Source organism: Paenibacillus sp. FSL K6-1330 (assembly GCF_037976825.1).
Lineage (GTDB): Bacteria > Bacillota > Bacilli > Paenibacillales > Paenibacillaceae > Paenibacillus_AQ.
Window position 1 is genome coordinate 1,493,235 of record NZ_CP150269.1, and the last position, 12,343, is coordinate 1,505,577.

The 12,343-nt window shown below is 52.2% G+C and carries 8 protein-coding genes; 5 read left to right on the forward strand and 3 right to left on the reverse strand.

Annotated features, from left to right (window positions below; all coding sequences use genetic code 11):
* Nucleotides 1-35: 35 nt before the first annotated feature.
* The 4 genes from NYE54_RS06535 to NYE54_RS06550 all read left to right on the forward strand — a co-directional run bounded on the left by NYE54_RS06535 (nt 36) and on the right by NYE54_RS06550 (nt 7,385).
* Nucleotides 36-2,816, forward strand: coding sequence for a discoidin domain-containing protein (locus tag NYE54_RS06535; RefSeq protein ID WP_339273402.1), 2,781 nt, complete (start codon nt 36-38; stop codon nt 2,814-2,816).
* Between the two features lie 74 nt (nt 2,817-2,890).
* Nucleotides 2,891-5,497 (forward strand): glycoside hydrolase family 95 protein, encoded by a 2,607-nt coding sequence (locus NYE54_RS06540; protein WP_339270930.1) that lies wholly within the window; start codon nt 2,891-2,893, stop codon nt 5,495-5,497.
* A gap of 387 nt (nt 5,498-5,884) precedes the next feature.
* A complete protein-coding gene (locus NYE54_RS06545) occupies nt 5,885-6,103 on the forward strand; it encodes a peptide-methionine (R)-S-oxide reductase (protein ID WP_339270932.1) in 219 nt (72 codons plus the stop codon).
* A 319-nt stretch (nt 6,104-6,422) separates the two neighbouring features.
* Entirely contained in the window at nt 6,423-7,385 is a 963-nt protein-coding gene (locus NYE54_RS06550; protein ID WP_339270933.1) for a phosphotransferase, read from the forward strand.
* Nucleotides 7,386-7,568: 183 nt separating this feature from the next.
* Here NYE54_RS06550 and NYE54_RS06555 read toward each other — a convergent pair whose 3' ends face one another.
* Both NYE54_RS06555 and pyk read right to left on the reverse strand, forming a co-directional pair.
* Complete coding sequence (locus NYE54_RS06555; RefSeq protein WP_339270934.1) at nt 7,569-8,786, reverse strand: L-dopachrome tautomerase-related protein; 1,218 nt, start codon at nt 8,784-8,786, stop codon at nt 7,569-7,571.
* Nucleotides 8,787-8,937: 151 nt separating this feature from the next.
* Complete coding sequence (gene pyk, locus NYE54_RS06560) at nt 8,938-10,353, reverse strand: pyruvate kinase (RefSeq protein WP_339270936.1); 1,416 nt, start codon at nt 10,351-10,353, stop codon at nt 8,938-8,940.
* Nucleotides 10,354-10,512: 159 nt separating this feature from the next.
* On the opposite strand from pyk, the gene NYE54_RS06565 reads away from it, so the two are divergent.
* Nucleotides 10,513-11,292, forward strand: a complete 780-nt coding sequence (locus NYE54_RS06565) for an AraC family transcriptional regulator (protein ID WP_339270938.1) — start codon at nt 10,513-10,515, stop codon at nt 11,290-11,292.
* Between the two features lie 57 nt (nt 11,293-11,349).
* On the opposite strand, the gene NYE54_RS06570 is transcribed toward NYE54_RS06565, so the two are convergent.
* Entirely contained in the window at nt 11,350-12,306 is a 957-nt protein-coding gene (locus NYE54_RS06570) for an LCP family protein (protein WP_339270940.1), read from the reverse strand.
* Nucleotides 12,307-12,343: the final 37 nt, after the last annotated feature.

Consider the following 12,343-nt stretch of genomic DNA (forward strand, 5'->3'; position numbering starts at 1 on the left):
AATCACTACATATGACAAAGGATGGGTGATGATTGATGAGACAGGTACGCAAGCGTAACAGGCAGGTAAGAAGAGGAGGTTTCATGCTGCTGCTGGGTATTCTTCTGTTTTCGTTCGGTAATCCGCCAATACAGGGGGAAACGGCTGCACCGGATGTGATGGAACGGGTCAACCTGGCATGGAATAAGCAGGCGACGGCCAGTTCCGAGATCAGCGGGCGTGAAGCCGGGAAGGCCGTTGACGGTAGCCGTGATACCTACTGGCAGCCGGCGAGCACAGACCGTGAGGACATGAGTGTATACATACAGGTGGATCTGGGGAGTGAGCAGTCCTTCAACCAGGTCGTCCTGGATTTAAACCGGGGAGATCATTTGGGAAGTATCGAGATCGATTACTCCCGTGACGGTGAGTCTTGGAGCAGAGCCTATGCGAAAAATGGGGGCATTCGAGCGGACGGTCAGGAAGTGATGACGTTTGATTCCGTAAGCGCTTCCCACATTCGGGTAACGCTGCTTCTAAGCCGAAATCTCAATGTTCAGCTAAAGGAGTTGGAGCTTTATATGCAGGATGGAGATCAAGGGATTCCGTCCGATGTAACGGAGCTGGCCTTCGTGAAGCCGGATGGAACCCCTTATACCAACAATGAGGAACTGACCTTGGACATTGGAGGCACATCTGCCGTGGAGGCGCGCGGCAAACAGGGGAACGGGGAATGGATTTCGCTGCCTCAAGGCCAGGTTCAATATCACGCCGTGGGAACCAGCGCTGCGGTTACTTCCGAAGGTTCGGTAACGGGGGTCAAGGTAGGAGCGACCCGGTTATATGCGGAAATCAGCATTAACGGTCAAGGGATACGTACACCGGATTTCTGGATTGTGGTGAAGGATGATCAGGAGTTCCAGGATGCGAAATACATTGCCTTCAGCTCGTTCACGCATAAGGCGTTGGTCCAGAAGATTGGCGAGGCGGCGATCTTGGGTGATGGCGAGGAGCTGCCAGTCGTAACAATCGCTCCGAATAGGGATGGAACTGTATCCGCCAGATGGTTCAAGGACGGTCAATCCAGAGGTTCGCTGGGCACGAAGGCGCTGCAGGCAGGGGTAACGCAATCGATAACGCTTCCGGGTGGGATGAAGGTACCGGGCACGTACGAGGTGCGGATGACTTTCCAAACCACAGACGGGGGAACCTACTTCGACAGCTTGTTTTATACCGTCATGCCCAAGAAGGGAACTCCTGAAGGTCAGAGCCAAATCGCCTATACCGGAAAAGACGGAAGGATGGTATACGTTCCTGATTATAAGGGGAACCGGATCATCGATTTCTCAAACGTCGGTTATATGGGTGGCGGTGTGAAACTGCCCGACGTACAGGCGAGAATTGCCGTACAGCCGACCGGCGGGGATGATACGGCGATGCTGCAAGCGGCGATTGATGAGGTGTCGCGGCTGCCTCGTGATGCGGACGGCTTCCGGGGGGCAGTGCTGCTGAAGAAGGGCACATATCTGGTCGGCGGTTCCCTGAACATTCAGTCCAGCGGGGTCGTGCTGCGGGGTGAGGGCAAGAGTGAGGACGGCACGATCATCCGCGGTACGGGCACAACGGCCAGAAATTTGATTGTTGTCGGTGGAACCAACGGTGCAGCTGTTGTGGACGGGACGGAGACGGACATACAGGATCTGTACGTTCCGGCAGGCTCCCGATCCTTCCATGTCCAGAATGCCTCCGGTTATCAGGTGGGCGACTCCGTTATTGTTCGAAGAATCGGGAATGACCGCTGGATTCATGAGATCGGCATGGATCATATCTACATGCGGCCAGGGACCGGGGGAACGCAGCAGTGGTCCCCGTTCAATCTGGATTTTGACCGCGTCATTACGGCCATCGACGGCAACCGGATTACGGTGGATGCTCCATTAGCAAATGCCATTGAACGTCAATGGGGTGGAGGCAAGCTGTTCAAGGCGACGGATGAATCTCGAATCGAACAGGTCGGGATCGAGAACATGCGCGCCATATCCGATTTTGATCCGAGCAAGACCGATACCAAGATGGATAACGATGTTCTGGATACCCCGTATTATTCCGATGAGGCACATGCGGAGCGCTTCATTATGATGAACAGCGTGAAGAATGCCTGGGTGCGCGAGGTGGACGGCTACCATTTCTCCTACGCCTTGGTGCAGGTCGGGCGGCAGGCCAAATGGGTCACCGTGCAGGACAGCGAAACGTACGACATGGTCAGTGTGATTACGGGCGGTCGTCGTTACAGTTTTTTCATCCAGGGGCAATTAAATCTGGTACAGCGCAATTATACGGAAACTTCACGTCATGCTTATGTCATTGAGAGCCGCGTACAAGGACCGAATGTCATGTACGACAATAAGGCCACTCGCGAATACAATACAAGCGAGCCGCACCACCGCTGGTCCACCGGCGGCCTGTACGACAACGTCTGTGCGCGCATCAGCGTCCGCGACCGCGGATGGCTTGGCAGCGGACATGGCTGGGCGGGAGCGAATTACGTCATGTGGAATACCGAGGGCGGGCTTGTTGCGCAGAAGCCTCCAACGGCACAAAACTATGTCATCGGCCATATCCCGACTGAAGACGGTTTGAACGTGAAACCGCTCGTTCCAAACGATTATGATTCAAGACCGCGTGAGGACGGCTATTGGGAATACGCCGACCGGCATGTAGCGATTCAGAGTTTATTCGTCCAGCAGTTGAAGGATCGTCTGGGTCAGCAAGCGGTGGATAATCTGGCCCGTACGCCTGTGGGCGGCGGTGCGATCGATATACCAGAGCAGCCTTAATTATATATAGCGAACAGGGGATTATCAGGGGAGACGCTGATCGTCCCCTTCTTCGCGAAGAAGGGGAGACATGTATGAAGATGGAGAAGATGGAGAAGATGGAGACAACAGGAAGAGGTACGGAACGTTTTCATGGTGGGTATCAAACGGAGTCTGACCGTACAAGACAGCACGGCAAAATTGAGGCAGCAGGGCATGAAACCCCATGGCCGCAGCCTGACACATCTGTAAGTCGGCGCTTGCGGTTATGGTACGCTTCCCCGGCTGCGGAGTGGAATGAGGCATTGCCCATCGGGAATGGGCGTTTGGGCGGCATGGTCTTTGGCAAGACCTCGCTTGAGCGGGTGCAGCTCAACGAGGATTCCCTCTGGTATGGTGGGCCGGGAAGGGGAGCCAACCCGGACGCCACCGAATATTTGAGCGAGATCAGGCAGATGCTGCGGGATGGACGTCAGGCCGAGGCTGAGCACCTGGCCCGGATGGCGATGACTTCATCCCCGAAATACGAGCAGCCCTACCAGCCGCTGGGCGATCTGCTGCTCAAGTTCCTGGATGCCGAGGAAGCGGTGGAGCATTATGAGCGAGAGCTGGATTTGGAGCGGTCCATGGTGACCGTATCCTATTCTTCGGGCGGCATAGGCTATCGCAGGCAGTATTTTGTCAGTGAGCCGGATGGCGTGATGGTTGTTCGCCTAACTGCCGATCAGCCGGGAGTGCTGACGTTTGCGGCGAACCTGATGCGCCGCCCTTTTGACAGCGGAACGGAGTCGTTAGGGCATGATACCTTGCTGATGAAGGGAGAATGCGGCGCGGACGGCATCTCCTTCTGCACGGCACTACGTGCTGTCGCTGAGGGAGGAAGGGTCCGAACCATCGGTGATTTTCTCTCGGTTGAAGGGGCGAATTCGGTTACGCTGCTGCTGTCAGCCCAGACGACCTTTCGGTGTCAGCAGCCGGACAAGGTATGTCTGGAACAGCTGGATCAAACGGCAGGCATGTCGTTCGAAGAGCTGGAAAGCCGCCATCTGGAGGAATATCGGGAGAAGTTTGAACGGTTCTCGCTAACCCTTGGTTCCAGCAAGAAGGATGTGAATAGAGCGAGCTTAACCGAAAGTGGAAATATCATTCCGAATGGGCAGGATCGACTCTTCGATTCAGATCAAGTTGAAACTCCGAACCGAGCGGAAGACGATCTATCATCCCTGTCTACCGATCAGCGGCTGAATCTGTTGAAGGATAGAGTGAAGACGGAAGGTGCCTCTGCGGAAAACAGTGATCCCGAATTGATTGCTCTATACGTACAGTACGGGCGCTATTTGCTCATCTCCTGCTCCAGACCCGGATCTCTCGCAGCGAACCTGCAGGGCATATGGAATGACAGCTTCACCCCGCCCTGGGAGTCGAAGTATACAATCAATGTGAATATTCAGATGAACTATTGGCCGGCAGAGCTGCTGGGCCTGGCGGAATGCCACGAGCCGCTGTTTGACCTGATTCACCGCATGCTCCCGAATGGCCGGGACACGGCTCGCGAGATGTATGGCTGCCGTGGCTTCGCAGCTCATCACAATACCAATCTCTGGGGAGAGACCCGGCCTGAAGGAATATTGATGACCTGTACCATATGGCCGATGGGAGCCGCCTGGCTGTGCCTTCATCTATGGGAGCATTACCGGTTTGGCGGGGATGCGGATTTCCTGCGGGAACGAGCGTATCCGGTCATGAAGGAAGCGGCGATATTCCTGCTGGATTATATGACTGTGGATGAGGAAGGGAGACGAATAACCGGACCTTCCGTTTCGCCGGAGAACCGATTTGTACTTCCGAACGGAGCCGTCGGCAGCCTCTGCATGGGACCCGCTATGGATGCGCAGATTGCAAGGGGCTTGTTTCGGGCCTGTCTTGCGGCAGGCCAGCTTGTCGGAGATAAGGACTCCTTCCTTGAAGAGCTTCAAACCGCGCTGCAAGAAATTCCGGCACCGCGGATTGGAAGGCAGGGAGGGATCATGGAGTGGCTGGATGATTACGAGGAGGCCGATCCCGGACACCGGCACATCTCGCAGCTGTTCGCCCTGTATCCGGGAGAGCAAATTGATCCCGTTCAGTCACCTGAGCTTGCCGAGGCAGCGAACAAGACCTTGGAGCGACGACTTGCGAATGGCGGCGGCCATACCGGCTGGAGCCGGGCCTGGATCATCAATTATTATGCCAGGCTGCAGCGGGGCGCGGAAGCGTATGAGCATCTGGTGAATCTGCTGGCTTCTTCAACTTATCCGAATCTGCTGGATTGCCATCCGCCTTTTCAAATCGACGGTAATTTCGGCGGGATTGCCGGCGTTGCCGAAATGCTGCTGCAGTCGCATTCGGGAGAGTTAAGGCTGATCCCGGCCCTGCCCCCGCAGTGGAGCAGCGGTGAGGTGAAGGGGCTTCGTGCCCGCGGCGGCTTTGTTGTCGACATGTGCTGGGAGGAAGGTGAACTGACCCAGGTGAAGATTCGAGCCGACAAGGCGGGCGAATGTAGGCTATGGTCCCGTTCATCGCTTGTCCTCATAGAGGAGAAACGGCTTGGAGAGGTTATGCTGACGAGTACCACGATATCCGGAGGAGCGTATTGCTACTCGTTCTTGATGCAGCAGGGTGCTAGCTGTAGCTGGGGAAGGTCTGTGGGGGAACAAAAATAATGTTATAACGACGAAAGTAACCCACTCCTGAGATTGGCGCCTAAGTGGGTTACTTTCTCTTTCCTGACTTGATCTTGGAGGAGAAATCCTACTCAAGATGTTTGTACAAAGGAGTAGCCATAGGCCGGCTGCTCCTTATTGCTATTCTTAGCTTATCATCCCCCTCTTCTAGACCTCAATAACGGATCGATTGCACAAAATACTAGTGAAAAGTAATGATTGATGTCCACCAGAACTACTATACTACCCACTGGTAAGACGATAACTGATATTATGAGGGTTCCGCGGCCGGGACTCTTTTGCGAAGCGTCATTGGAGGCGAAAACAGGATAAGGATGAGCTGCGCAGGCGTCTTACCGCTCTCCAATACCGGTGACGCAAGAAGGCTTGGACGAGCCTGTCTATGATAATCCGTATTGGAATAACGCCAGCTCAGGAATTTACGTGGACGTGGTGAACGGAGATCCATTATTCAGCTCAATAGACCAATATGACGCCCGAACGGGATTGCCTGCTTTTATGAAACCTCTGCATGAGGGATATATCAGCGGTCTGCTTGTGGCTGGTCCTTATTATACTTATTGGAGGATGTCAGAACGTGAATAGCCCAAAAGAACAGGAATTATCATCTCAGGCGGAGTCCGAAGCCATTCAATTTTTTAAAGATACGTATCAGTTGGATGTCGAGATGATGGGGTCCAATAACTCACCTCGTATTTTTCCCCTATATCTATTCTCTCCCATCCACTCCACATATGGCTCCTGTACAATACCTATTAGGCAAGACTCATGCTTGCGTCTATGTGCGGAAAGGGGTGACGTTGTTGAATACGATTCATATTCACAATGGTGTACAGATGAGAGGGCTGGTTACTTAAGCCGAAGTGTAAGTCCTCTCAGGATGTAGTGGGAGGAAAAAGAGTAGATGATGAAGTTAACAACGATGGTTCGCGGATTAACGGGAGACAAGGTAGCCCACGAACTCATCCGCAACTGGGAGTTTGACGAGGGAACACTGAAGTTCTGGCGGGCCAGCTCCAACTTTGTGTATGTTTTTGAGCGTGACGGAGAGCGATATTTCCTCAGGTTTAATGATGAAGAGGAGAGCAAGATCGAGCAGATAACGGCCGAGCTGGAATTTATGCTGTATCTGGTTAGGAACGGCTATCCTTCTGTCACGCCGGTTTCCTCTGTGAACGGGAATTGGATCGAAACGGTTCAGGCACCCGAGGGACATTACCACGGCGTTGTGTTTTCCGCTGCTGCAGGGATTGCATTAGATGGCAATCTCACGACCACCCAGTTCAAGGACTGGGGGAAATCGCTAGCAAGGCTGCATACGTTATCCAGCCAATACGAACCCGGAACTGTAAGACGCCGAAGCGCAGAGGACATATTGCACATGATCGATCAGGTGCTGCAGCGGCATCCCGAGGAGCAGGATGCTGTTGAGGAGCTTCACCGGGTTAGTCTCTGGCTGCAGTTCATGCCATCGTCGAGACAGACGTATGGCTTAATCCATTATGATTTTCAGTTGGATAATGTCTTTTATGAAGCGAAGGAGCGTTCTTTCCACGTTATCGATTTTGACGATGCAATGTACCACTGGTTTGCGATGGATATCGTGACGGCTCTTGCGGATACCGAGTCGGAGGAAGAGAAACGGGCTTTCCTGAGAGGGTATCGTTCCATCCGCAGTTTGGATAACGAGCTGGAGACGGAGTTTGCAAGATTTCGCCGATTCGAGCGGCTGTACGGATTTGCCAGAGTGCTGCGTTCCCTGGAGGACAGCGATTTGACGGATGTTCCCCCTTGGTATGAGGGGCTTCGAATGAAGCTGTTGCGCATCTGCGAGAATGATAGGCAGGGGTTCAGGGAGCCGTGGTAAGGGCCCGATCATAGTGAAGGAACCAGTCGCTTTAGGATAATCGAGCCAGACAACCATATCGCTTACACAGGTCAATGACTGCAAAGGTTGCCAGTCATTGAGGTCAAGCGTTGCAGGTATATAACAAAAGGGTTAAGCAGAGGGCATGAACACCCGATCTGCCTAACCCTTTTTTCTTTAACATCAACCATACAAATAGGACTTCACGTCCTGCCCGATGTAGGCTCTCCATATGATCAGATTGTAAGGATCGTCCCAGTCGATCTGCTGCGGCTCTTCAAACATGCGGTGCAGGCGGTTGTTGTTGAAGATGATGGAGCCGCATTGATCAAAAGCCACCCCGTCTACCCACAGCATCCTGTCGTCGGACAGCAGCTTGTTGAATGAGCGAGTGTACGGTGAATAGTAACCGATCCCCTTGCTTTCGAGCATGGTGTAGAATATATGGCCTTGATTGTCGGCATGCATGCCGTCGGTTGTCGTTCCTTTGCTGCCCAGGGTCTGAACGGAATTCCGGATGATTGAATCGGGAATATTGAAATTCCGCAGCAGTCCTGTATCGATAGCGTACAGATTGCGCCCCGTTACCTGGCAGTAGAATAGAGTTCCGCGATCCGCGGATAATGCTATGCCGTCGGCGCCGGTCCGGATCGGCTTGTCGCGGTATACCGGCTCGGTATCAATCTCAAACCGGAATCGGGGCACGTCCTGCGTACTGTAATGACTGTCGAGCACACGCCGAAATTTCTTCGTTCTCATATTGTAGACGATAATTCCGCCATACAGCGGATGGTCCGGCCAGCCAGAGCCCGAATCGGTGATATAGGCATAGCCGTTTCGGTTATCCACCACGATGTCGTTCAGGAACGATGTTCGGGGAGGGGCAATATCATCCGGAATGACAATGGAATCGAGCAGGCGGTTAGCGTTCAGATCCCAGATGACCAGTTTTTGCGAGCCTTCGGGCGAAGTATCGTATGCGATTTTTCCTTGATCCAGAATCCACATCCGATGATGCTCATCAATTTCGTAGCCAAGGACGGATTGCAACTTTCGCACATCCCCTGGCGTATTCCACTCCCAGCTTGGAAAAGCCTCCAGTACGGGCTTGCCGTTCACCATCACAATGGTGTTCAGCGTAGCGGGAATCCCTTCCGCCCAGCGCGGAACCGATACATAGAAGCGTCCCTTTAGGTCCACTTTGACGCCTGCGGGCATGCAATGCTTCCAATACTGATGCTCCTCGAATCGCTGCTTCATCGCAGCATTCGGGAAGTTCCAGTCCAGGCGGTTCCAATGGAAGAGGATCTGGTACGGACTTGTATAGCTATGGGCTTGCTTATCATGAAGGGCGGCAGGCTGCTGCCACTGGTCCTCCATGGAATGATACGGTATACGCATATTTGTAAGACCTCCCGATAACATGCTCGGTTCATCCATTACGGCAGCGATAATTCATTCTTCGCGCTGATTCCTCTGAATTAGTTATATGCCTAGAGGGATGGATTGGCACCGAAAATATTTACGAAGAGGTCTTTTTTCAGAGTACCCGTTACACTTGCATAACCTTAATCAGATTCGTGTTACCGGATTGACCGATCGGCACGCCTGCAGACAATACGATAATGTCGCCTTTTTCGATGTAACCTGTCTTGATGGCATTGCGGGTCGCGGATTCGAACATTTCGTCCGTCGTTGTGACCTTGTCGCCTTTTACCGGAATGACGCCGGAGAGCAAGCAGATTTTGGCCAGCACTTCTTCATGCTGTGTAACCGCGATAATTGGTGCTTGTGGCCGATATTTCGAAATCATCCGCGCCGTAAATCCGCTCTCCGTTGACGTAATGATAGCTTTGGCATTCAGCACGAGGGAGGAGCTAACCGCACCCTGACTAATAACCTCGGTAATATCGGCTACTTGCTGTCTGGATTTGAAAGCGAATTGGTCTTTATAATCGATCATCGTTTCGGCACGGCGGGCGACTGCGGCCATCGTGCGCACGGATTCCACCGGATATTTGCCCGCGGCGGATTCTCCGGACAGCATGACCACGTCAGCACCCTGGATAACGGCGTTAGCCACGTCGCTCACCTCGGAGCGGGTCGGGCGGGGATTGACCTGCATCGATTCCAGCATGTGCGTTGCCACGATTACCGGTTTGCCGGCCAGGTTGCATTTATCGATCATTTCTTTTTGCATCATAGGTACTTCTTCAATTGGCACTTCTACGCCAAGGTCTCCGCGAGCGACCATAATTCCGTCGGATGCTTCAATAATGTCATCCAGGTTCTGCATCCCCTCTTCATTTTCAATCTTGGAGATGATCTGTACATGATCCGCGCCGCGTTCCTTCAGGATGCTGCGAATCTCACGGATGTTGTCGCCATGGCGGACAAAAGAAGCGGCAATGATCTCAATGTCGTTCTCGAGACCGAAGCCGATATGCATGACGTCACGCTCGGTGACCCCAGGAAGTGTCGTTTTGATTCCGGGGAGGTTGACACCTTTACGCGGTTTAAGCACGCCGCCGCTAATGATTTTACAGTGAATGTCCTTCCCATCAACACGGAGAACGTTCAGGTCTACGAGGCCATCATCAATCAAGATACGGTCTCCCGGCTTAACCACTAGATTTAATTCGTCATAATTGACCGAAATGCGGTGTGCATCGCCCAGAATTTCTTCTGTAGTCAGGATTAGCTCCTCACCTGGCTTCAGCAGGCAGGAAGCCTCCTTCAGCTTGCCGATCCGTACCTCGGGTCCTTTAATGTCCATCATGATGGGCACATACGTGTTTAATTCGGATGCGGCCTGGCGAACATTCCGGATACGGGCCACGTGATCTTCCGGCTCTCCGTGTGCCATATTCAAGCGGGCAACGGTCATTCCCTCCTGAATCATGTTTTTCAACAGCTCAATGGAATCGCATGCGGGTCCCATCGTACAAATGATTTTGGTTTTTAGCATGGCTGTTTGTTCCTCCTTTGTATTTGCACTCTTCAGCTTTTTTGCAGCATTCGAGCTCATTCAAACTACCCTAATGATCACATTGTAGCCTGTCTTGTCGAATCATGATATGAACTATAGTACAATGAATGGATTATAGTATCGTATTTGAGGTGGGTTATGATCACTCCGGTAGAAGTAAAACAAATTAGCGGTGTCGATTGGTATGAAGAAGCTGACCATGAGAAGCGAGCATGGCGCTTAAGCCTTGTGACATATGGAAAATGTGTATATTGGGTGAATGGCGATAAGCAGATTATGGAGAAAGGGGAGTTGCTGCTTATTCCAGCCGATGTTCCGTATTATGGCAAAAGCATCCCTACCGTGACGCACACGCAAATCGCCGTTGAGTGGACAGACCAGCTATCGACGGGATTATCGGTGCTTGAACGAGAAGAAGCATTAAAACATAAACCCGGCTGTTATGAGTTGATCCGCGAACGGTTGAAGGTGATCCATCAGCAGTGGCAGGAACGCCCATCTTATTATGTCTTGATGATAGAAGCATTATTGACAGAAGTGTTGATTTATATCAGTCGTGAGCTGGACAAGGGCGTCATTACGCCGGAGAAGCACTTGCATGTGGAACGGATGAAGTCTTATATTGAGCGGCATTACCGTGAGAAAATAACGAAAGAAGAGCTGGGCGATGCCATCGGCAAAACCCCCAATTACGCAGCGGTACTCTTTAAGAGTGTTACGGGGCAGACCATCAGCCAGTACGTGCACGCCCAGCGGATCAAACGGGCAGTGTATTTGTTAACGGAATCGCAGCTGACGGTACAGGAGATTGCCGTATTTCTCGGATATCAGGACCTCTCCTATTTCTATAGAATTTATAAACGAGTCACGGGCAGCGCTCCTTCGGATTTATTGCATGAGCGTCCACGAACCGTATAGGAGATTTAACGCAAAAAAAAGAGGGCTATCTATATGCCCTCTTTGATGATCGTTATGTTATTGAGCAGCGTCATTTTCGAATAACTGCTTCACATACTGCCGCAGTTTCGTTTTATCTACGCCGAGCACTTGTGCCCGTCCGGCCTTCTCGTTTGTCAGCAGTGAGAACGGCGGAAGCTGCTGCTGGTCGATTTTATCCATATTCACATCAAAACCGAGAGCCATCAGCTTCAGCATTTCTTTGGGGCTTAGATCGGTTTCGATGTATGGCGCGATTGAATCCAGGATGCTGGGCAGCTTGAACAAAGAGCCTGTGGTCTGCATCTTTTTGGCGACTTCCGTCATAAGAATCCGTTGTCGTTCCGTACGGGCAAAATCGGACTTCGCATCGTGCCGGAACCGGACGTATTGCAGCGCCATCTTGCCGTCGAGGTGCTGCAGCCCTTGCTTTAAATCGATGTCGTACATATGCTTGTCCGCTTTGCTTGTGTAATACATATCTTTCTCAACTTCAATGTCGACTCCGCCAATGGCGTCGACCAGGGCTATGAATCCGACAAAATCGGTGTAAACATATTTATGTATGGGCATGTCCAATAAATCGCTGATGGTTTGTCTGGTCAGCTCGATTCCGCCGTAAGCAAATGCCGAATTCAGCCGTCCTTTGCCATGGCCGGGGATTTCCACATAGGTATCTCGCAAAATCGAGAACAAGTGGGCTCTTTTCGTGACAGGATCGATGGAGGCAACCAGCATGGTGTCGGATCTGCCGGCATCGTCTCCCCGGGAGTCTCCTCCAATCAGGAGAATATTAATGCGTTCTTTACCCTCCCACTTGGGTATTTCGATGATTTCCTCCGACGCGGCGCCCGAAGTATCCGCCTGCTCCGCCGAATTCGAAGCGGTCGAAATTTGGTTTGAGAATTGTATAATAGCGTAGGTATAGTACGAGATAATCCCCAAGATTCCAACGGATAATAAGAGCATGGTGTATTTTAACCATTTCCTTTTCATAGTTCCTATAACATCCTTTCTGTTGTTCTACTGCATA

Excerpts from the sequence above, each read along its gene's own strand:
- NYE54_RS06535 (WP_339273402.1), top strand. The coding sequence starts at position 36 with ATGAGACAGGTACGCAAGCGTAACAGGCAGGTAAGAAGAGGAGGTTTC.
- NYE54_RS06540 (WP_339270930.1), top strand. The coding sequence starts at position 2,891 with ATGAAGATGGAGAAGATGGAGAAGATGGAGACAACAGGAAGAGGTACG.
- NYE54_RS06550 (WP_339270933.1), top strand. The coding sequence starts at position 6,423 with ATGATGAAGTTAACAACGATGGTTCGCGGATTAACGGGAGACAAGGTA.
- NYE54_RS06555 (WP_339270934.1), bottom strand. The coding sequence starts at position 8,786 with ATGCGTATACCGTATCATTCCATGGAGGACCAGTGGCAGCAGCCTGCC.
- pyk (WP_339270936.1), bottom strand. The coding sequence starts at position 10,353 with ATGCTAAAAACCAAAATCATTTGTACGATGGGACCCGCATGCGATTCC.
- NYE54_RS06565 (WP_339270938.1), top strand. The coding sequence starts at position 10,513 with ATGATCACTCCGGTAGAAGTAAAACAAATTAGCGGTGTCGATTGGTAT.
- NYE54_RS06570 (WP_339270940.1), bottom strand. The coding sequence starts at position 12,306 with ATGAAAAGGAAATGGTTAAAATACACCATGCTCTTATTATCCGTTGGA.